We start from the raw sequence: 22,556 nt of genomic DNA, 5'->3' as shown, positions 1-22,556 counted from the left end.
CAATGTCTAAAGTAAAAAAAGGAGTTTATAGTTTTCTAAGAGGAAGTTTCCTTACAGATGATGAATCTGCTTTTAAAAACTGGCGGATAATAATTTTTGTAGTTGCACTTTTACTGATTATGATTTCCAGTGCACATAGTGCTGATAAGAAAGTAATAAAAATATCAGAGTTAAATAAAAAGAAAAGAGAGTTAAGAGCAGAATATGTAGATACAGGTACTATTTTAATGAGAATGAAAATGGAATCGAATATCAGAGAACAAGCAAAAACTAGAGGATTACAACCATCAGAGATCCCTCCAAAAAAAATAAAAGTAACTATTAAAGATTAAAACAATTGGCAACTCAGAAAAAAAGCATACTTACAAAATTCTACTTGGTAGCTGCTTTTATGACGCTTTTTTTGCTGGCTATAATTGTAAGGGTTGTAAATATTCAATACTATCAAGGAGAAAAATACAGAAAACTTTCTACGGAGTTAACAATTAAACACGACACAGTTTACGCCAATAAAGGCAATGTGTATGCTGCAGATGGAAATTTGTTGGCAACATCAATGTCTAAGTTTACGATTAGAATGGATGTTGTTGCAGTTGATGATAAAGTTTTTGAAAAAAATATCGCAGGTTTATCTAAAGAACTTTCTAAAATGTTAGGAAATTCTCCTGAGTATTATCAGCGAAAATTAAGATCGGCAAAAAAGCGAAGAAACAGGTATTTGTTAATAGCAAGAAACATTGGTTATAATGATTATCTAAAAATGAAAAAATTTCCAATTTTTAAATTGGGAGTTTATGGTGGTGGATTTATTGCTGAACATAAAACAGTGCGTGCTCATCCTATTGGTAAAATTGCAGAACGTACTATTGGTTATGACGATTTTAGAGGTGAAGCTGGTATAGAGGGTGCTTTTGCAGATTATATGCAAGGTGAAAATGGTTTGCGTTGGAAACAAAAAATAGCAAAAAATCAATGGAAACCTATTAATGATGTTAATGAAAAAGAGCCAATTGATGGTCATGATATTATTACAACGATAGATGTAAATATTCAAGATATAACACATCATGCATTGTTAAGTCAGTTAGAGTATTTTGAAGCCGATCATGGTTGTGCAGTTGTTATGGAAACGGCTACGGGAGAAATTAAAGCAATTTCTAATTTAGGAAGAACTTCTAAAGGAAAATATTACGAGAAAAGGAATTATGCGGTTTGGGAAAGTCATGAACCCGGTTCTACATTTAAACTAGCAAGTTTAATGATTGCTTTAGATGATAAAGTTGTGGATACATCAACTGTAATTGATACAGAAAAAGGAAAGATATTCATACATAATAGAAAAATTGAAGATTCTCATAGAGGTGGTTTTGGTGAAATTTCTGTGGCTAGGGTTTTTGAAGTATCATCCAATGTAGGAATTGTAAAAATGATTAAAAAGCATTACGACAATAATCCTCAAAAATATTATGATAAGATAGAAGAATATGGTTTTACAAAGCCAATAGGGTTTTCTATTAAAGGAGAAGGGGTTCCTTATGTACCAAATCCAAAAGACAAAAAAAGATGGAACAAAATATCTTTAGAGTGGATGTCTTGGGGATATGGAATTTCAATAACGCCAATGCAAACTTTAATGTTTTACAATGCTGTTGCCAATAACGGGGTAATGGTTAAACCAAGATTTATAAAAGAATTAAGAAGACAGGAAAAAGTAGAAAAAGTTTTCAAAACAGAGGTTGTGAACCCTAAAATAGCATCAGAAGAAACGCTGTTAAAACTAAGAAAAGTGATGGAAAATGTAGTTGTTAAGGGAACTGCAGAGAATATATATTCGCCTAATTTTTCTATGGCGGGTAAAACAGGAACTGCTAAAAAATACATTCCAAGACATAAAAATGAAAAAGGAGAAACGATTGCTGGGCATTATTCTACAAAACATTATGTGGCATCGTTTGCAGGGTTTTTTCCAGCGGATAATCCTAAATATTCATGCATAGTTGTAATTCATGATCCAAAGAAAGAAAAAGGATATTATGGGGCAACGGTTGCAGGACCTGTGTTTAAAGAAATTGCGCAGAAAATTTATACGACTACTCCAATAGATTACCAATCTGTAGATGATAAAACACAATTTGCATCTATAGATAATGAATATTCAAAATACGATCAGCAATTAAATAAAAGTTATACAAAAGTTCCAAATGTTACAGGAATGTCTAGTATGGATGCTCTCTCGTTGTTAGAAAATATTGGGTTAAAAGTGAAAATCTCTGGTATTGGTAGGGTAAAATCTCAATCCATAAAAAAAGGAGAAAAACTAAAAAAAGGAGAAACAATTATTTTAAATCTATCCTAAACTGAAAAAATTAAAAGACATATTATATCAGGTTTCTATACGTCAAGTTTTTGGTAATACAAATATTGATGTGAATCAACTTGTTTTCGATTCAAGAAAAATTGAAAAGAAGGATGTTTTTGTGGCTCAAAAAGGAGTCTCTGTTGATGGTCATTTATATATAGAGAAGGCTGTTTCTTTAGGTGCTATTGCTATTATTTGTGAAGATCTTCCGTTAAATAAAAAAGAAGGAATTACTTATGTTCAGGTTGCTGATGCAAATGTTGCCTTGGCAATTATGGCTTCTAACTTCTATGAAAATCCATCTAAAAAAATACAGTTAATAGGTGTTACAGGCACAAACGGAAAAACAACGATTGCATCACTGTTGTATCAATTATTTAAAAAAGCAGGTTATCAGGTAGGCTTGCTTTCAACTGTAAAAATTGTAGTTGATGAAACCGAATTTAAGGCAACGCATACAACACCAGATTCTGTAACAATCAATTTGTATTTAGATAAAATGATTGATGCAGGTGTAGATTTTTGTTTTATGGAAGTGAGTTCTCACGGAATTCATCAAAAAAGAACAGAAGGCTTAACATTTGCAGGAGGAATTTTTACCAACCTATCTCATGATCATTTAGATTATCATAAAACATTTGCCGAATATAGAAATATTAAAAAATCATTTTTTGATGCTTTACCAAAATCTGCTTTTGCATTAACAAATATTGATGATAAGAATGGTGACTTTATGTTGCAAAACACGAAGGCTAAAAAGAAAACCTATGCTTTAAAAACATTGGCAGATTTTAAAGTAAAAATTTTAGAGAAACAACTATCAGGAACATTGATAAATGTTGATGGAACAGAAGTTTGGACAAAACTAATAGGTGTTTTTAATATTTACAATCTAACGGCAATTATTGCTACGGCAGAATTATTAGGCTTAGAAAAACTAGAAATTTTAACAATTGTTAGTCAATTAGAAAGTGTTAGTGGTCGGTTTCAATACGTGATTTCTGAAGATGGTATTACAGCAATTGTAGATTATGCACATACACCAGATGCATTAAAAAATGTATTAGAAACAATAAATGATATTAGAACAGGAAACGAAAATGTAATTACAGTTGTAGGGTGTGGAGGTGATAGAGATAAGACTAAAAGACCAAAAATGGCTCAGATTGCTTCACAATTAAGTAATCAAGTAATTTTTACATCTGACAATCCAAGAACAGAAAATCCTCAAACGATTTTAGACGAAATGGAAGTAGGCGTTTCTCCAGAAAATTACAAGAAAACGTTAACGGTTTTAGATAGGAAACAGGCTATTAAAACAGCATGTAAGTTTTCTAAAACTGCAGATATTATTCTTATTGCAGGAAAAGGGCATGAAAATTACCAAGAAATAAATGGAGTTCGCTCTCATTTTGATGATTTAGAAGAAGTAATGAATTGTTTTAATCAACTAAAAAAGAACTAGAATGCTGTATTATTTATTTCAATATTTAGAAAGTCAAACGCATTTTCCTGGAGCTGGATTGTTTCAGTTTATCACATTTAGAGCTGCTGCCGCATTTATTTTGTCATTATTGATTTCAACAATTTATGGTAAAAGAATTATCGATTTTTTAAGAAAACAACAAGTTGGTGAAACGGTAAGAGATTTAGGCTTAGACGGACAAAAACAAAAGTCAGGAACCCCAACAATGGGTGGACTCATCATTATTTTTGCAACCTTAATTCCAGTTTTGTTATTAGCAAAATTAGATAATATTTATGTAATTATTTTGATCATCACTACGGTTTGGATGGGGTTAATAGGTTTTTTAGATGATTATATAAAAGTTTTCAAAAAAGACAAAGGTGGTTTAAGCGGTAAGTTTAAGGTATTGGGTCAGATTGGTTTAGGGATTATTGTAGGCTCAATGTTATATTTTAATGATGGAGTGACCATAAAAGAACAATTACCTAGCAATCAGCAAATTGTTAATGAAAGCGGAAAAAAAATGGTTTTTGGTGATGCTCATAAGTCTACAAAAACTACAGTTCCTTTTTTTAAAAATAACGAATTAGATTATTCTAAAGCTTTAAGTTTCTTGGGTGATGGCTATGAAAAATATGGTTGGATTGTTTTCATTTTCATTGTTGTTTTTATAGTAACGGGAATTTCTAATGGGGCAAACCTAACAGATGGAATCGATGGTTTAGCAGCGGGTTCCTCTGCAATTATGGTGATAACACTTGCTATGTTTGCTTGGGTTTCTGGAAATATTGTTTTTGCAGATTATTTAGATGTAATGTATATCCCAAATTCTGGAGAAATGACTGTTTTTATTCTTGCCTTTGCAGGAGCCTTAATTGGTTTTCTTTGGTATAATACTTTCCCTGCTCAAGTTTTTATGGGGGATACAGGAAGTTTAACAATCGGAGGAATTATAGCAGTTATTGCAATTGCTGTTAGAAAAGAATTATTGTTACCAGTTTTAGCAGGGATTTTTGTAATAGAAAACTTATCAGTTATCATGCAAGTTTCTTGGTTTAAATATACCAGAAAAAGATTTGGTGAAGGAAGAAGAATATTTAAAATGTCGCCTTTACACCATCATTATCAGAAGTTAAATTATCATGAAAGTAAGATTGTTGTTCGCTTTTGGATTGTTGGAATTTTGCTAGCGGTATTTACAATTGTTACCTTGAAATTAAGATAAATGAAAAGATTGGTCATTCTTGGTGGAGGAGAGAGCGGTGTAGGAACAGCTATTTTAGGTAAGAAAAAAGGGTATGACATCTTTGTTTCTGACAAAGGAAAAATAGCTAAAAAGTATAAAGAAGTTCTTTTAAATAATAAAATTGAATTTGAGGAAAACAATCATACAGAAAGCAAAATTTTAAATGCAGATGTAGTCATGAAATCTCCTGGAATTCCAGATAAAGTTGACTTAATTCAAAAATTGAAAAAAAACTCAATTTCTGTTATTTCAGAAATCGAATTTGCAGCTCAATTTACAGACGCAACTATTGTTGGAATTACTGGCTCAAATGGAAAGACAACAACAACATTATTAACGTATCATATTTTAAAGAATGCCAATTTTAATGTTGGAGTTGCAGGAAATATTGGAGATAGTTTTGCGCAACAAGTGGCAGAACAAGATTTTGATAACTATGTTTTAGAATTAAGTAGTTTTCAACTAGACGGGATTCAAGATTTTGCTCCACATATTGCTGTAATTACCAATATTACGCCAGATCATTTAGATAGATACGAGTATGATTTTAATAATTATATAGCATCAAAATTTAGAATAACAAAAAATCAAAAAACAACCGATTATTTAATTTATGATGCGGATGATGAAGCTATCAATAATTGGTTAAAAAAGAATAAAACAAAAGCAAAATTAATTCCATTTTCTATTGAAAGAGAATTAGAATTTGGTGCTTTTATTAGAAAAAACAACATAATAATCAACATTAATAAAGATATATTTAATATGCCACTATCAACTTTAACAATAAAAGGAAAGCACAATACTAAAAATGCAATGGCAGCAACCATGACTGCACAATTATTAAAAGCTAGAAGGCAAGTTATAAAAGAAAGCTTAGAAGATTTTGAAGGAGCAGAACACCGATTAGAACAGGTGGCTAAAGTTAAGGGAGTTGAGTATATCAACGATTCTAAGGCAACAAATATAAATGCTACTTTTTATGCTTTAGAATGCATGGATAAAACTACTGTATGGATTGTTGGTGGTGTAGATAAAGGAAATGATTATAATGATTTACTTCCTTTGGTAAGAGAAAAAGTAAAAGCAATTGTTTGCTTAGGTGTTGATAATGAAAAAATTAAAAACACTTTTGGCAATGTGGTTGATATTATTGTCGAAACGGTTGGAGCTGAAGAAGCCGTTAAAGTTTCTCATAAATTGGCAGAAAGAGGTGAAACTGTTTTGCTTTCACCTGCTTGTGCAAGTTTCGATTTGTTTAAGAATTATGAAGACAGAGGAATTCAATTTAAGAATGCGGTGAAAAATCTATAAAAAACATCTCATTACAGCCTTTCTAAAATTGAAATAATTAACAGGTTATAGAGATGAGTAAAAAAATAAGATAAATAAAAATAAGGGTAAAAGAGAAAATACAATAGTGTGTTCCCTTCTTTGGAAGAAATTAGAATAGAATAATGAAAACCATTTTTCAACATATAAAAGGAGATAAAACCATTTGGGCAATTGTTGCTGTTTTGGCTATATTTTCATTTATGCCTGTGTATAGTGCAAGTACAAATTTGGTGTATGTTGTGGGTGCAGGATCTACTTTAGGGTATTTAGTTAAGCACATGGTTTTATTAATAATGGGCTTTGCAATAATTTATGGAGTTCATAAAGTTCCATACAGGTATTTTTCTGGAGGTTCTGTATTGATGTTACCTGTAGTTATTATTTTATTGGTTGTTACATTAGCACAAGGAACCACAATAGGCGGCGCAAATGCTAGTAGATGGATTCGTTTTGCAGGTATTGGTTTTCAAACATCTACTTTGGCAGGTTTGGTGTTAATGGTATATGTGGCAAGGTATTTAGCAAAAAATAAAGAAAAGAAAATTAATTTTAAAGAGAGTTTGTTACAACTTTGGTTACCGGTTGGAGCTGTTTTAATACTAATTTTACCTGCAAATTTTTCTACCACGGCCATTATCTTTTCAATGATTTTATTACTTGTTTTTATTGGAGGTTATCCATTAAAATATATTGGTTTTATAATTGGGGCAGGAATTGTTGGATTGGCATTTTTTGTATTAGTAGCAAAAGCTTTTCCAGATGCAATGCCAAATAGAGTTCAAACTTGGCAAAATAGAATTGAGAGCTTTTCTGGTGATGGAGCTAAAGAAGCGTATCAAGTTGAAAAAGCCAAAATAGCCATTGCAACAGGCCGAACGGTAGGTCTTGGTCCAGGAAAAAGCGTGCAAAAAAACTTTTTACCACAATCTTCATCAGATTTTATTTTTGCAATTATTATAGAAGAATATGGTTTGTTAGGAGCCGTTATAATTATATCAATATATTTTTTATTACTGTTCAGAATTTTTGTTGTTATTAAAAAAACAACTACAATTTTTGGTACGTTATTAGTACTTGGTGTTGGTTTTCCAATTATTTTTCAAGCTACAATAAATATGGCAGTTGCTACAAATTTGTTTCCTGTTACCGGGCAAACGTTGCCCTTAATAAGTAGCGGAGGAACTTCTATTTGGATGACCTGTTTTGCGTTGGGGATGATTTTAAGTGTAAGTGCATCAAAACAAGAAACCGAAGAAGATATTTTAGATGATAACCCTTTAGATATTTTGCATGAAACAATCGATTAACATACTAATTTCTGGAGGAGGAACAGGTGGACACATCTATCCAGCAATTGCAATTGCAAACGAATTAAAGCTGCGTTTTCCAGATGCAAATTTTTTGTTTGTGGGAGCTAAAGATAAAATGGAAATGGAAAAAGTTCCACAAGCAGGATATCAAATTAAAGGTTTGTGGATTTCTGGTATTCAAAGAAAACTTACGATAACTAATTTATTATTTCCTTTTAAACTGATTAGTAGTTTATGGAATGCCTCAAAAATTATTAGAAAGTTTAAACCAAATGTAGCAATTGGAACAGGTGGTTTTGCAAGTGGACCAACTTTAATGATGGCAAATCGAAAAGGAATTCCAACATTAATACAAGAGCAGAATTCTTTTCCGGGAATCACTAATAAACTGTTAAGTAAAAAAGCAAATAGAATTTGTGTTGCTTACGATCATTTAGAGCGTTTTTTTCCTATTGATAAAATTGTGAAAACAGGAAACCCTGTTCGCCAAGATTTGTTGTCTATTCATTCTAAAACAAAAGAAGGAAAAACTTTTTTTAAATTAGATAGTGAAAAGAAAACGGTCTTAATTTTAGGAGGAAGCTTAGGGGCAAGAAGGATTAATCAATTGATAGAAAGTAATTTAGAGTTTTTTAAGAGTCAAGAAATTCAAATTATTTGGCAATGTGGTAAATTATATTTTGATGAGTATAAAGAATATGATGCGCTAAAATATGTGCAAGTGCATCAATTTATAAATAGAATGGATTTTGCATATGCTGCTTCTGATATTGTAATTTCTAGAGCAGGTGCAAGTTCGGTTTCGGAGTTGTGTATTGTTGGAAAACCAGTGGTGTTTATTCCGTCACCAAATGTGGCAGAAGATCATCAAACAAAAAATGCTAAATCTATTGCAGACAAACACGCTGCTATTTTGTTGAAAGAAAGTGAATTGGATACGTTTCCTATTGTTTTTGAAACATTGATAAAAGATGAAGGGAAACGACAAAATTTATCAGAAAATATAAAAGAATTAGCCTTGCCAAGTGCAACAACAGATATTGTAAATGAAATTGAAAAGTTATTAAAGGGGTGAAATTAAAGAGTATACATAACGTTTATTTTGTCGGAATAGGAGGCATCGGTATGAGTGCTATTGCGCGTTATTTTGTTGTAAATAAAAAACAGGTAGCGGGTTATGATAAAACGGCAACTTTACTCACTAAAGAGCTAGAGAAAATGGGAGCAAAAATTCATTATGAAGATGCTGTAAAAGAAATTCCTTTGCCTTTTTTAAATAACGAAAAGACTTTAGTTGTATATACACCCGCAATTCCTAAGAACCATGCAGAATTAAATTACTTTATAGAAAATGGTTTTACAGTTCTAAAAAGATCCGAAGTTTTAGGTAAAATTACAGAAAACACTTTTTGTTTGGCTGTTGCAGGTACGCATGGAAAAACCACTACTTCTTCTATTTTAGGACATATAATGCAAGAAGAAAATGCAACGTCATTTTTAGGAGGTATTGCAGAAAATTACAATTCGAATTTAATTTTAGGTGAAGACAAAATTAGCGTTGTAGAAGCAGATGAATTTGATAGATCTTTTTTAAAATTAGCACCCAATATTGCATGTGTAACTTCTATGGATGCAGATCATTTAGATATTTATGGAGATTCTGAAAGTTTAACAGAATCGTTTGTAGAATTTGCGCAAAAAGTTTCAGACACTTTAATTGTTGCAAAAGGCTTGCCTTTAAAAGGCTTAACCTACGCTGTAAATGAAGAGGCAGATTACAAAGCATTTAATTTAAAAATTGAAAGTGGAAAATATGTTTTTGATGTGCAAACTCCATCAACAACAATAAAAAATATAGAATTCCATTTACCAGGAAAACATAATGTTATGAATGCTTTAGCGGCTTTAGCAATGGCAGATGTTTATGGAATTTCTTTAGAGAAAATAAAAGAAAGTTTGGCTTCTTTTAAGGGAGTGAAACGAAGATTTTCATATAAAATTAAAACAGATGATTTTGTTTTAATTGATGATTACGCACATCATCCAACAGAAATAAATGCTGTAGAAAATTCGGTTAGAGAAATGTATCCTAATGAAAAAGTATTAGTAGTTTTTCAGCCACATTTATTTTCTAGAACAAAAGATTTTATTGATGATTTTGCTGCTGCTTTATCAAAATTTGATGAAGTTATCTTGTTAGATATTTATCCCGCAAGAGAATTACCTATTGAAGGGGTAAATTCAGAGTGGCTGTTGAGTAAGATTAATAGTAAGCAGAAAAAAATGTCTAAAAAAAATAATTTACTAAAAGATATTAATAATTCATCTGCAAAAGTGGTTACCATGTTGGGGGCTGGAGACATTGGTGTTATGATAGAAGAGGTTACAAAACATTTTTTAAATACCCGTAAAAATGAGATTTAAGAGGATTTTAAAATACCTGTTATTTGTAGTGTTAACAATAAGTTTAGGCTTTTTGTATGGTTTTTCTTCTAAAAGAAATTTTAATAAGAAAGTTACAAATATTGTTGTGGAATTTGAGGCAGGTGACAATAATTTTTTATCACATTCTATGGTTAATAAATTGTTAATACAAAATAATGAAACCATACAAAACCAAGCAAAATCTGTGATAAATTTATACGGTTTAGAGAATAATGTTTTAAAAAACCCTTATGTAGAAAAAGCTTCGGTTTTTTTAACGGTTGATGGGACTGTAAAAGCGATTGTAAAACAGCGCACACCAATAGCAAGAATTCTAAATGAAAAAGGTTCTTATTATATTGATAAACAAGGAGTAAAGGTTCCTTTGTCTGATAATCATTCAGCAAGAGTTTTGTTGGTTTTTGGAATAAATAATGACAAAGAAATCAACCAAATTAAACCATTAATTTCTGCTATTTTACAAGATGATTTTCTTAAAAAAGAAATTGTTAGTGTGCAGAAATTTGGAGAGGATGAGTATCAATTTTCCGTGAGAAGTGGAGGTTATAAAATTAATTTCGGAAAATTAACAGAGCTTGATATAAAATTTAAGAAGTTAAAAGCGTTTTATAACAAAACATTTGAAGATAAAACGATTCAGAATTATAAAACGATTAATTTAAAATATCACAACCAAGTTGTGTGCGCAAAATAAATCAAAATGGAAAACAATAAAATAGCAATTGGTTTAGATATTGGTACAACCAAAATCGCTGCAATGATTGGTCGTAAGAACGAATATGGCAAGATTGAGGTGATTGGTATTGGTAAGGCAAAAAGCTTAGGAGTTAAACGAGGTGTTGTTAGCAATATTACACAAACCATACAATCGATTCAGCAAGCAGTAGAGGAAGCAGAAAGTATTTCTGGTGAGAAAATTGAAAATGTAGTCGTAGGTATTGCTGGTCAACATATTAGAAGTTTACACCATAGTGATTATATCACAAGAAATAACGCAGATGAAGTAATTGATGAAGTAGATATAGAGAATCTTGTAAACCAAGTTCATAAATTAGTGATGCTACCTGGAGAAGAAATTATTCATGTATTGCCACAAGAGTACAAAGTAGATTCTCAAGCAGATATTAAAGAACCAATTGGAATGTATGGTGGACGCCTAGAAGCAAATTTTCACGTAGTTGTTGGGCAAGTCTCTTCAATTAGAAATATTGGACGCTGTGTAAAAAGTGCTGGATTAGGATTAAGTGATATTACATTAGAACCCTTAGCATCTGCGGCTGCAGTATTAAGTCAAGAAGAAAAAGAAGCAGGAGTTGCATTAATTGATATAGGAGGTGGTACTACCGATTTAGCAATCTTTAAAGATGGAATAATTAGACACACTGCTGTCATTCCTTTTGGTGGAAATGTAATTACAGATGATATCAAAGAAGGTTGTTCAATTATAGAAAAACAAGCAGAGTTATTAAAAATAAAATTTGGTTCTGCATGGCCAGGAGAAAATAAAGAAACTGAAATTGTTTCTATACCAGGATTAAGAGGAAGAGAACCTAAAGAAATTACATTAAAAAATTTATCAAAAATTATACATGCAAGAGTTCAAGAAATTATAGAGCAAGTATATTTAGAAATAAAAAATTACGGACATGAAACTGCAAAAGGAAAATTAATTGCAGGAATTGTTCTTACAGGTGGTGGTGCACAATTAAAACATTTACGTCAATTGGTAGAATACATAACAGGTATGGATGCTAGAATTGGATATCCAAACGAACATTTGGCGGGAGATTCTGATGAAATATTATCGAGCCCTGCTTTTGCTACTACTGTTGGTTTATTAATGGAAGGTTTGGATAAGCAATGCATTGAAGAAAAAATTGAAGAAGAATTTATTGATGATTCTAAGAGTGTAGAAGTAGAAGAAGAACCAATTGTTGTAGAAAAATCAAAACCAAAAAAGAAATCGTTTTTCGAAAAATTTGTAGAAGGATTAAAAGATTTTTTAGACAACGCAGAATAAGAGAAAAAGAATAAACAAATTATAAAAATAAACAATAGATACGTTATTATGAGCGCAGAATTCGATAACATTTCATTTGACATGCCTAAAACACAATCTAATACCATAAAAGTAATTGGTGTTGGGGGTGGAGGTAGCAATGCAGTAAATCATATGTTTAAACAACATATAAAAGGAGTAGATTTTGTAATCTGTAATACAGATGCACAAGCTTTAGAAAATAGTCCAATCCCTAATAAAATTCAACTAGGAGCAAATTTAACTTCCGGTTTAGGTGCAGGTGCAAATCCAGAAATAGGAGCCAAAGCAGCTAAAGAGAGTTTGCAAGAAATCCAGCAAATGTTAAATACTCAAACAAAAATGGTATTTATTACAGCTGGTATGGGGGGAGGAACAGGAACTGGTGCAGCACCAATTATTGCAAAAATTGCAAAAGATATGGACATTTTAACTGTGGGTATTGTAACAATGCCCTTTCAGTTTGAAGGTAGAATGCGCTCAAAACAAGCTCAATTAGGAATCGACCAACTGCGTCAAAATGTTGATTCTTTAATTGTTATCAATAATAATAAATTACGTGAAGTATATGGAAACCTTGGCTTTAAAGCAGGTTTTTCTAAAGCTGACGAAGTTTTATCTACTGCATCTAAAGGTATTGCAGAGGTAATTACACATCATTATAAACAGAATATAGATTTACATGATGCTAAAACAGTACTTTCTAATAGTGGAACTGCTATTATGGGATCTGCAAAAGAAGAAGGTACAAACAGAGCTAAAAATGCTATCGTAAAAGCATTAGACTCTCCTTTGTTAAACGATAATAAAATTACAGGAGCTAAAAATGTTTTGTTGCTAATTGTATCAGGATCTAACGAAGTTACATTAGATGAAATCGGAGAAATTAACGATTATATTCAAGATGAAGCTGGTTACGATGCAAATATTATTATGGGAATTGGTGAAGATGAAAATCTAGGCGATGCAATTTCTGTAACGATTGTGGCTACAGGATTTGCGGCAGATCAACAAAGTACAATCACCAATACAGAAGTAAAAAAAATTGTACATACTCTAGAAGATGAACAAAAGGCAACTTATGATTTTTCTGATAAAACAATTACCAAGGCTCCAACATTAAATCAACCTATAAATCCCGTTGAACAAAAAATTGTACATACACTAGAAGAAGAAGTTGAAGAGAAGTTGCCTAAAATGGATTTAATTCAAACTTCTGATTTAATTGCAAATATGCCTGTAACTTATGATGAAATTCATTTAGAAACAATTGCTGAAGATGATTTTATTATAACAGATATAACTCCTGTTAAAGAAGAAATAAAAGAAGAACCACAACAATTACAAGCAGATTTGTTATTTGATTTACCTTTAAATTCTTATACAGAAGTAAAAGCTGATGAAGAAATTAAATTCAATTTAAATGAAGAAAAGAATGTAAATGAAATAGAAGTGTTTGGTGCTGAAGAGATTGTTTTTGAAAAGAAAGAAGTAGAAACTCGTTATGTATTAGAAGATTTTGATGCAAAACCTACTATTGGTAAAAGTTCTCATATTGTTGAAAATAAAACAACTATAGAAGAGGAAGAAATAACATTTGAGTTAAAAACAGCTTCTCTACAATCTGAAATTAATAAAATTGAAATGACAAGTGAAGAAATCACTCCTTTAGACTTAACCATTAGTGAAGTTAGAAAAACAACGAAAGATAGACGTAATAAAATGAAAGCTTTTAATTACAAGTTTAACGATCAGTTGAGTAAGAATGTAGATGAGATTTCCAGTCAACCTGCATATAAAAGACAAGGGATAGATTTAAATTTAGATGCTCCAATAAGCAATTCTAAAACGGCAATTCAAAAAGATGAAGATAAGATCGATTTTAAATCTAATAACTCTTTTTTACATGATAATGTAGATTAACAAATCAATAAAGATTCAATTCATAAAAAACCCACATCATTTTTTAATGATATGGGTTTTTATTTTTGTAACAATATTTCAGAATTAATAAAAAATCATGAAATATTGTTATTTTTTTTCTAATTGTCGTAAACCATCAATGCTAGAAAAATGAATTTTTTTAATGTTTTCTGATTTTTTAATGTGTAACAAATGATATTTCTCATCGTCTATTTTGTATAATCAATTAATTTAAATATCATGAAATATACTACCACAACATCAGGGATTGAAAGAGGAATTTTAACTTCTACTTATAAAGAAGAAATAAAAAGAGATATAAGAATTGCTAAACGTAAATCTTTGTCTAGAATTAAATCTTTAGTTTTAAATCATCAAGGAAAACTTGAAAGTCAAACTGGAACCATTTTACAAGTTTCTTTATTTGTAATTGCAATTATTGTGATTTCATTTTAAAAAAGTAAAAGGATTATATCTCGTAACTAGCTTTTGCAAATCTGGATGCGTGAAGGATTGAAGCATTTGTTTGAGCTCTTTTGTGAAGTATGAACAAAAAGCGAGTGCGAAAAGCCTGACCTGAAAGGGCACGCTAAAGCAAAAAAAAATCCATCTAAAAAGACGGATTTTTTATATAGTATTATTGCAGTATTTTTAGCTTACTGCTTCTTTGATTCGTTTTATTGCTTCACGTAATTGAAGTTCAGATGCGGCATAAGATAATCGGATACAGTTTGGAGCACCAAAGGCATCACCCGTTACTGTAGCAACATTTGCTTTTTCTAATAAGAATAAAGAAAAATCGTTTGCATTCTGAATCGTCGTTCCATCTATTGTTTTTCCGAAGAAATAAGAAATATCTGGGAAAACGTAAAATGCCCCTTCTGGTTCGTTAATTTTAAATCCGTCTATTTTTTCTAGTAACCCAATTACAATATCTCTACGAGTTTTAAATTCGTCTACCATATACTGAATTTTCTCTACAGGAGCCAATACAGCTGTTATAGCAGCTCTTTGAGCAATACAGTTTGCACCAGAGGTAATTTGTCCTTGCATCTTTGTACACGCCTTAGCAATCCATTCTGGAGCGCCAATGTATCCAATCCTCCAACCAGTCATAGCAAATGCTTTTGCCAATCCGTTTACGGTAATTGTTCTATTGTACATGCTTTCTATAGCAGCAAAACTAAAAGGTTTGTAGCCATAATTGATGTGTTCATAGATTTCATCAGATAAAACATATATCTGTGGATGTTTTTCTAAAACAGCAGCCAATGCTCTATATTCTTTTTCGCTGTAAACACTTCCACTAGGATTGTTTGGCGAGTTAAAAAAGATCATTTTAGTTTTTGGGGTAATTGCAGCTTCTAATTGAGCGGGTGTAATTTTAAAATCATCATCTATAGAAGATGGAATTTCCACAAATTTAGCTTCGCATAAAATTGCAATGGCAGAATAACTAACCCAATATGGAGCTGGTAATAAAACTTCATCTCCAGGATTTAGTAAAACTTGAGCTACGTTTGCAATAGATTGTTTTGCTCCAGTAGAAACTACAATTTGGTTGGGTTGATAAACCAAATCATTATCGCGTTTAAACTTTTTGCAAATAGCTTCTTTTAACTCTACGTAACCATCTACGGGAGTGTAAGAATTATAATTTTGATTGATGGCTTCTATTGCTGCATCTTTAATAAAATCGGGTGTATTAAAATCGGGTTCTCCCAAACTTAAACTAATAATATCTACTCCTTGAAATTTTAATTCTCTTGCTTTAGCAGCCATTGCTAAGGTTTGAGATACAGGTAAACTGTTAATTCTGTCCGATAATGGATGTGTCATTTTTACTGTTAGTTGTGTTGTTATTTTATGCTAATTCAGGTTTTTGTCCTAAAACGCCTAAATGTCTAAAGTGCTCTATTACTGCTTTACGCATTGTTTCGTATTCATTATAAGGCAAATTAAACTCTTTGGCTGTTTCTTTTACAATTTTAGCTAATTTATCATAATGTACATGAGAAATATGTGGAAAAATATGATGTTCAACTTGATGATTTAAACCACCAGTATAGAAATTTACCAATCTGTTGCTAGGTGCAAAGTTAGATGTAGTATATAATTGATGGACTGCCCAAGTGTGTTCTAAATTTCCATCTTTATCTGGAATTGGCATTTCTGTATTAGGAACAATATGTGCCAGTTGAAAAACCAAACTTAAAATCATACCCGCTGTATAATGCATTACAAAAAAACCAATCAAAACTTTCCACCAAGAAATGTCTAAAACTAGAATTGGTAAAACAATCCAAAGGGTATAATAAATAACTTTAGAAATCACCAATTTTGTCCATTCTGTTGCTGGATTTGGAAATTTACCGTAAGATAATTTACGTTTTAAATAACTGTGCATTTGTTTAATATCTGTAGTAATTGCCCAGTTAATGGTTAATAATCCATATAGGAATATTGAATAATATTTTTGAAGTTTATGAATTTTTAGCCATTTAGAATGTAAAGAAAAACGGATGATTCTACCAGCATCAATATCTTCATCATGGTCTTTTACGTTGGTAAAAGTATGGTGCAAAACGTTGTGCTGTACCTTCCAATTATATACATTTCCGGCAAGTATATAAATACTGCTTCCCATCAATTTATTTACCCATTTTCTTTTAGAAAAAGAATCGTGATTGGCATCATGCATCACGTTCATACCCACTCCTGCCATTCCAATTCCTGTAATCACCATTAATAAGGCCATCATCCATTGAGGCATTGAAATAGTAAGAACTAAAATAAATGGCACTAAAAACAAAGAAAACATTACAATTGCTTTTGTATATAATTTCCAGTTTCCAGTTCTTTTTATGTTGTTTTCTTTAAAGTAGCTATTTACTCTTTTGTTAAGAGTTCTAAAAAATTTAGCTTTATCTACTCTAGAAAAATTTATTGTTTTCATGTATTGTTTTAAATATTGTACAAAAATATGCTTTTTGAATTTGCTATATATGATAAACGTCAGTTTTTGTTGCTAATTGTTTGTTAACAAATAACTATTTTTGCATTTCAAACTTTCTTAAATGGATATTATTCAAAAATATTTTAAAAATTTATCAGAATCTCAAATTCAACAATTTAGTAAACTGCAAGAGTTGTACCAAGATTGGAATTTGAAAATAAATGTTGTTTCTAGAAAAGATATCGATGAGTTGTATTTGCGTCATGTTTTGCATTCTTTAGGGATTGCTAAAGTGATGCAATTTAAAGCAGGCGCTAAGGTTATGGACGTTGGAACAGGTGGTGGTTTTCCAGGGATTCCATTGGCAATTTTATTTCCAGAAACACAATTTCATTTGGTAGATTCTATTGGAAAAAAAATTAAAGTTGTTGATGAAGTTGTACAAGGATTAGGTTTGCTAAATGTAAAAACTACTCATGGTAGAGTAGAAGACGTAAAAGATACTTACGATTTTATTGTTAGTAGAGCTGTTGCTCAAATGGAAACTTTTGTGCGTTGGACAAAAGGAAAAATTGCTAAAAAACAAAATCACGATCTAAAAAATGGAATCTTGTATTTAAAAGGAGGGGACTTATCTGAAGAGTTAAAGTTGTATACTTCTGCAACAATTTTTGATTTGCCAGATTACTTTGATGAACCTTTTTTTGAAACTAAAAAAGTGGTGCATTTAGGAATGAAATTTAAAGGATAGCTTTTAAACACATGTTAGCAGCTGTTTTTTATAAAATTTAATTTTTAAGAATATTTTACTATCAAATTTTAGTTTATGGAGTATCAAGATGTATTTGTACTTTTCTGGGAACAGGTAAAAGAGAGTGTTCAAGAAGGTCGATTTGCTAAGTTAACCATGGCAAAGACCATTGGGAAACCGGATTTAAAAAATATATTTGTTAGACCCATTTTTTCTGGAGATGGGTTTAAGGTCTTGGTAAAGTTTCGTTACCGATCTAAAGAGACTGAAGATGTTGAAACTAAACTGACTTTAGAAGAAACCTATGAGCTTTTGAAACCTTATCTTAAGAAATCTTTTTTTTCTGTGTTGTTATTTACCACAACAAAGGATGTTACTTTTAAAATTAATAAGAAAGGTGCTGGAAGTATTACAGAGAGTCTCCCTACATTTCAAAACGTTACACAGGCTGATAGTAACGAGTAAGCATTTTAACAAATCATCAATAATCTGTGTTGACCTATTTTCTCTTTTGGAGCACGGTGAATACAAGGTAGAACTTTACTCTCTGGATGATCAATAGCTAATTTCCATAAATGACCAATGCCTAAGTTGATCGGTTGTGCTTCTGGTTTCGCTTGATAATGTAGGTCAAAAAAGTGTTCAGTTAAAAAGGATTCAAAACCATTATCTGTTCCGCCATATAGTTTTTTGAGTTCTGTACGTATTTCAGGAATAAGTACTTTTTGTATGGCTTGTGAGTTTGGTAGAATATCACTTGATTCACCATGGTATGTACATAAAAAAGTGTCGGTTGGTATAGGAGATCGATCTACATGAAAAGAGTAAACATCGGTTGGTAAAAACGGAAAGATATCATCTCTTTCATAAGATTGAATCAAATTAAGTGTTGGAGATGCACCATGCTCTTTCAATACTTTAAAATCATTTAGAAGAACTTCACGAGCTAGTTGCCCTTGTTCGCTTAATTGAAGTTCACGAAGTTCTTCAAGTTTAAGTTCTACCATATTTTCATTTAAAGCTACTTTTTTAACAATTTCAGAAAAATCACCTATCAGTTTTCTAGTCCAGCAAATTGCATTCGTTTTTTTAGAAAAGGGTATAGAAACAAGCTCGTTAAAATTTGTAACTTGTTGAATTTGATTTTCGGTATGAGATAAATGGATCATGATAATTTACAACTTTACACTAATTATTTGAAGCTAGCAAGCTCTGTTGCTTCTTTAAGAAACTAAGAGCATTTTAATTCTGATATTTTGAAATAAAATCTTTAAAAACTAATAAAAATGCTGCAATTAGGAATGAATTTAAAAGAGGATCGTTTTTTTATTTAATTAACCCGAGTGAACCAATAATTATACCCACTATGGTACCTAGTATTAAAATGAGAATAAAGATAAAAATCAACCCTATAAAAAAGCGCAATAATTTTAAAATATTTTTACCAATAGAAAGTTTGTAAATTTTACCAAATGCATACATATAATATATGATAGAGCCAACAATACTAATTACATATATAGAAGGGTGAATTAATATAGCAAAGATAAATGCAACAAGAGTATAATAAGTTGTAAAACCATAAATATAACCATTCATAATAACGTGTTCACCAAAATTATGAGGCTTTAAAAATGTCCATTTACTTAAAAGGGCATATATAAAAAGAAAAACAAAAGTTAATAGATTATAATATCTTAACATAAAGTCCCAGATACCATCCATTAATTTTAATTGTAATTGAGCACTTTTCTGTTCAAATTCTATTTTTTTAACATCGTCTTTAGATAAGTTTTTAAGACTTGAAATATCTTTATTTGCTGTTTCTTTTAGGTTTTTAATTTGTTCTGAATTCATAGAATTTTGAATTGCTATAAAATCATCAGCAAAATAATTAAAGACAATTACAGACAAACCTGCGCCAATAGCTAAGAATGCAAAAGGGTTTATATATCGCTTTCTAACTCCATTTAAATATTCATGAATTACGTCTTGAGGATGAGTAATCATTTTTCTTAAAGTCAAGAAAAATTTACTGTCAATACCAAAAATAGTAATAAAAAATTCAAGCAATAATAGCTTTAAAGTTATTCTTTCTTTAATAACTTTGGCGCCACAATTATTGCAGAAATTTGCTTCTACTAGTAGTGATTTTTGACAGTTCTTACATTTCATAATTTACCAAAGATAAAAAAAGGAACTACATTTCTGTAATTCCTTTTTAAAAATCATTTAAATATAAATTTTTATATTGTTTCTACAAACAAACCTTCATCAGTTTTAGAAACCTTAGCAACTTTATGTTTTGTTAAACCTTTAATGGTTTTATCCCATTTCTTGTTAGATAAACCGGATTTTACTTTTAAGTCGTTTAAATCTATTTTCTCTGCTTTGGTAATGATTGCTAAAACCGCTTTTTCATCCTCATTCAATTCTACTGACGCCGCTTTTTTCTCGGGTCTCATTTGAGGGAAGAAAAGTACTTCTTGTATGGATTGATTGTTGGTTAAAAACATAATTAAACGGTCCATTCCAATTCCCATTCCAGAGGTTGGAGGCATTCCGTATTCTAAAGCTCTTAAGAAATCATGATCTATAAATTCTGTTGCTTCATCATCACCTTTTTGCGCCAATTTTAATTGATGCTCAAAACGTTCTCTTTGATCAATTGGGTCATTCAATTCAGAATAAGCATTGGCAATTTCTTTACCACAAACCATTAACTCAAAACGTTCTGTTAATTCTGGGTTGTCTCTGTGCTCTTTACAAAGCGGAGACATTTCTTTAGGATAATCGGTAATAAAAGTTGGCTGAATGTAGTTTCCTTCACATTTTTCACCAAAGATTTCATCAATTAATTTTCCTTTACCCATAGTTTCATCCACAGGAATATTCATGCCTTTTGCAGCTTCTCTAATTTCATCTTCCGTTTTACCTGTAATATCAAAACCAGTAAAATGTTTAATAGAATCTGCCATGGTAACTCTTGCGTAAGGCGCTTTAAAATCTATTTTGTGTTCGCCAAAAGTAGCTTCCGAAGTTCCGTTTACAGCAATAGCACAATGCTCTAAAAGTTGCTCAGCAAAATCCATCATCCAATTGTAATCTTTGTAAGATACATAGATTTCCATGGCTGTAAATTCAGGGTTATGAGTTCTGTCCATTCCTTCATTTCTAAAGTTTTTAGAGAATTCATACACACCATCAAAACCACCAACAATTAATCTTTTTAAATACAATTCATTAGCAATTCTCATGTATAATGGAATGTCTAAAGAGTTGTGATGTGTTATAAAAGGTCTTGCTGCTGCACCTCCAGGAATTGGTTGTAAAACCGGAGTTTCAACTTCAAAATAACCAGCATCATTAAAGAAAGAACGCATGGCATTAAACAACTTTGTTCTTTTAATAAATACTTCTTTTACGTGTGGGTTTACCACTAAATCTGCATAACGTTGTCTGTAACGTAATTCAGGATCTGTAAAAGCATCATAAGTAACACCATCTTTTATTTTTGGTAAAGGCAATGGTTTTAGAGCTTTACTTAATAATTTAAAATTTTTAACACGCACTGTTTTTTCTCCCACTTTGGTGGTAAACAATTCTCCTTCAATACCTACAAAATCACCTAAATCTAATAATTTTTTAAAAACATCATTATACAACGATTTATCTTCACCAGAACAAATTTCATCACGGTTAAAATACACTTGTATTCTACCTTCACCATCTTGTAGTTGTGCAAAAGAAGCTTTTCCTTGTATATTGATAGACATTAATCTACCAGCAATAATTACCTTTTTTCCTTCAATATAATCCTTCTTTATTATTGTCGAATTTGAATCGATTGGATATAAATCTGCTGGATAAGGGTTAATGCCCAAAGCACGTAATTTTGCTAGCTTTTCTCTACGTACAACTTCTTGTTCTGATAATTGCATTTAATGTCTAATTTTTCTTGTGTTTATTAAAGTGTGCAAAGATACAATCTATTGAACGAATAGACAATTGAGAAAAAAGGAAAAAAGAATATATTTATTTGTGAATATCTAAAAACGTTGTATATTTGCAGGCTGATTTTTTATAAAATCAGTATTTAGTTGTGTTGTTTTGGCACTTTCGTAAAAGTGTCATGGTTTTGTTAACCAATGGAAAGCTTCCCTGAGATGGGACGCTTTTTTTTTGCTTTATAAAGAGTTAAATTTCTTGCTTTTTCTTATTAAAAGAACTCTCCTTTGTATTTCCAAAATTCTTTTATAAAAAGGACAAAATAAATAATGGCTATAGAAAATTTTATAGTGGCAGAAGCTACAAAACCAAAAAAAGCTCCAAAAGATGCTTTTAAAGCTCTGTTTGTATCTTTATTGTCATAAAGGAGCTCTCCAATTAATGCTCCAAAAAAAGCACCTAACAACATACCAAAAGGAATAGGAGACAACAAACCAATAATTAGTCCTATTGTTGTTCCATAAACTCCATACTTGGTGCCCCCAAAACGTTTTGTACCCATTGCAGGGATGAAATAATCCAAAATCCATATTAAAATTGCAACGGCTAAGGTAATACCTAAGAAATTCCAATCTTTAGGGACAATGTTGGTAAAATGTAATAGTAAAAGTCCAACCCAACTTGTTAAAGGTCCAGGTAATATGGGTAAAAAAGATCCAATAATACCTAAGCAAATAAAAATAAATCCAAGAAGTAATAAAAAAATATCCATTTTAT

Annotated in this window: 20 protein-coding genes; 14 read left to right on the top strand and 6 right to left on the bottom strand. The window is 30.9% G+C overall.

Annotated features, from left to right (window positions below; genetic code table 11):
• Positions 1 to 2: 2 nt before the first annotated feature.
• From MC378_RS13515 to MC378_RS13460, 12 genes are all read left to right on the top strand, one after another.
• Complete coding sequence (locus MC378_RS13515) at positions 3 to 332, top strand: FtsL-like putative cell division protein (protein WP_242179299.1); 330 nt, start codon at positions 3 to 5, stop codon at positions 330 to 332.
• A gap of 59 nt (positions 333 to 391) precedes the next feature.
• Positions 392 to 2,356 (top strand): penicillin-binding protein, encoded by a 1,965-nt coding sequence (locus MC378_RS13510; RefSeq protein ID WP_242179323.1) that lies wholly within the window; start codon positions 392 to 394, stop codon positions 2,354 to 2,356.
• A 1-nt stretch (position 2,357) separates the two neighbouring features.
• Positions 2,358 to 3,824, top strand: a complete 1,467-nt coding sequence (locus MC378_RS13505) for a UDP-N-acetylmuramoyl-L-alanyl-D-glutamate--2,6-diaminopimelate ligase (RefSeq protein WP_242179322.1) — start codon at positions 2,358 to 2,360, stop codon at positions 3,822 to 3,824.
• A 1-nt stretch (position 3,825) separates the two neighbouring features.
• Positions 3,826 to 5,052, top strand: coding sequence for a phospho-N-acetylmuramoyl-pentapeptide-transferase (gene mraY, locus MC378_RS13500; protein ID WP_242179298.1), 1,227 nt, complete (start codon positions 3,826 to 3,828; stop codon positions 5,050 to 5,052).
• Positions 5,053 to 6,387, top strand: coding sequence for a UDP-N-acetylmuramoyl-L-alanine--D-glutamate ligase (gene murD / locus MC378_RS13495; protein WP_242179297.1), 1,335 nt, complete (start codon positions 5,053 to 5,055; stop codon positions 6,385 to 6,387).
• A 143-nt stretch (positions 6,388 to 6,530) separates the two neighbouring features.
• Positions 6,531 to 7,715 (top strand): FtsW/RodA/SpoVE family cell cycle protein, encoded by a 1,185-nt coding sequence (locus MC378_RS13490; RefSeq protein ID WP_242179296.1) that lies wholly within the window; start codon positions 6,531 to 6,533, stop codon positions 7,713 to 7,715.
• On the top strand, positions 7,699 to 8,793 hold the full coding sequence (murG, locus tag MC378_RS13485) for an undecaprenyldiphospho-muramoylpentapeptide beta-N-acetylglucosaminyltransferase (protein ID WP_242179295.1): 1,095 nt from the start codon (positions 7,699 to 7,701) through the stop codon (positions 8,791 to 8,793). The genes MC378_RS13490 and murG overlap by 17 nt, the downstream gene beginning before the upstream one ends.
• Complete coding sequence (gene murC, locus MC378_RS13480; protein WP_242179294.1) at positions 8,790 to 10,142, top strand: UDP-N-acetylmuramate--L-alanine ligase; 1,353 nt, start codon at positions 8,790 to 8,792, stop codon at positions 10,140 to 10,142. The genes murG and murC overlap by 4 nt, the downstream gene beginning before the upstream one ends.
• A complete protein-coding gene (locus MC378_RS13475; protein WP_242179293.1) occupies positions 10,132 to 10,857 on the top strand; it encodes a cell division protein FtsQ/DivIB in 726 nt (241 codons plus the stop codon). The genes murC and MC378_RS13475 overlap by 11 nt, the downstream gene beginning before the upstream one ends.
• Positions 10,858 to 10,863: 6 nt before the next feature.
• Complete coding sequence (ftsA, locus tag MC378_RS13470; protein WP_242179292.1) at positions 10,864 to 12,183, top strand: cell division protein FtsA; 1,320 nt, start codon at positions 10,864 to 10,866, stop codon at positions 12,181 to 12,183.
• A gap of 48 nt (positions 12,184 to 12,231) precedes the next feature.
• Positions 12,232 to 14,124: a cell division protein FtsZ gene (gene ftsZ, locus MC378_RS13465; RefSeq protein WP_242179291.1), complete on the top strand. Its 1,893-nt coding sequence runs from the start codon at positions 12,232 to 12,234 to the stop codon at positions 14,122 to 14,124.
• A 240-nt stretch (positions 14,125 to 14,364) separates the two neighbouring features.
• Complete coding sequence (locus tag MC378_RS13460) at positions 14,365 to 14,580, top strand: hypothetical protein (protein ID WP_242179290.1); 216 nt, start codon at positions 14,365 to 14,367, stop codon at positions 14,578 to 14,580.
• A gap of 195 nt (positions 14,581 to 14,775) precedes the next feature.
• Here the strand turns inward: MC378_RS13460 and MC378_RS13455 are convergent, their stop codons facing one another.
• Positions 14,776 to 15,963 carry a pyridoxal phosphate-dependent aminotransferase gene (locus tag MC378_RS13455; RefSeq protein ID WP_242179289.1) on the bottom strand — a complete coding sequence of 396 codons (1,188 nt, stop codon included), beginning with the start codon at positions 15,961 to 15,963 and terminating at the stop codon, positions 14,776 to 14,778.
• 25 nt (positions 15,964 to 15,988) lie between these two features.
• A complete protein-coding gene (locus MC378_RS13450) occupies positions 15,989 to 17,080 on the bottom strand; it encodes a fatty acid desaturase family protein (RefSeq protein ID WP_242179288.1) in 1,092 nt (363 codons plus the stop codon).
• A 121-nt stretch (positions 17,081 to 17,201) separates the two neighbouring features.
• On the opposite strand from MC378_RS13450, the gene rsmG reads away from it, so the two are divergent.
• On the top strand, positions 17,202 to 17,831 hold the full coding sequence (gene rsmG / locus MC378_RS13445; protein WP_242179287.1) for a 16S rRNA (guanine(527)-N(7))-methyltransferase RsmG: 630 nt from the start codon (positions 17,202 to 17,204) through the stop codon (positions 17,829 to 17,831).
• Positions 17,832 to 17,906: 75 nt separating this feature from the next.
• Positions 17,907 to 18,296 (top strand): hypothetical protein, encoded by a 390-nt coding sequence (locus MC378_RS13440; protein WP_242179286.1) that lies wholly within the window; start codon positions 17,907 to 17,909, stop codon positions 18,294 to 18,296.
• A 5-nt stretch (positions 18,297 to 18,301) separates the two neighbouring features.
• On the opposite strand, the gene MC378_RS13435 is transcribed toward MC378_RS13440, so the two are convergent.
• The 4 genes from MC378_RS13435 to MC378_RS13420 form a co-directional block, all read right to left on the bottom strand.
• A complete protein-coding gene (locus tag MC378_RS13435; RefSeq protein WP_242179285.1) occupies positions 18,302 to 19,000 on the bottom strand; it encodes a hypothetical protein in 699 nt (232 codons plus the stop codon).
• A gap of 157 nt (positions 19,001 to 19,157) precedes the next feature.
• Complete coding sequence (locus MC378_RS13430; protein ID WP_242179284.1) at positions 19,158 to 20,006, bottom strand: DUF3667 domain-containing protein; 849 nt, start codon at positions 20,004 to 20,006, stop codon at positions 19,158 to 19,160.
• Positions 20,007 to 20,077: 71 nt separating this feature from the next.
• The gene (gene lysS / locus MC378_RS13425) at positions 20,078 to 21,772 is read right to left on the bottom strand and encodes a lysine--tRNA ligase (RefSeq protein WP_242179283.1); all 1,695 of its coding nucleotides are present in this window, start codon (positions 21,770 to 21,772) and stop codon (positions 20,078 to 20,080) included.
• 278 nt (positions 21,773 to 22,050) lie between these two features.
• Positions 22,051 to 22,551 (bottom strand): DUF456 domain-containing protein, encoded by a 501-nt coding sequence (locus tag MC378_RS13420; protein WP_242179282.1) that lies wholly within the window; start codon positions 22,549 to 22,551, stop codon positions 22,051 to 22,053.
• Positions 22,552 to 22,556: the final 5 nt, after the last annotated feature.

Source organism: Polaribacter marinus (genome assembly GCF_022662535.1).
GTDB classification, from domain to species: domain Bacteria; phylum Bacteroidota; class Bacteroidia; order Flavobacteriales; family Flavobacteriaceae; genus Polaribacter; species Polaribacter marinus.
This window is presented reverse-complemented; position numbering and strand designations above follow the sequence as displayed.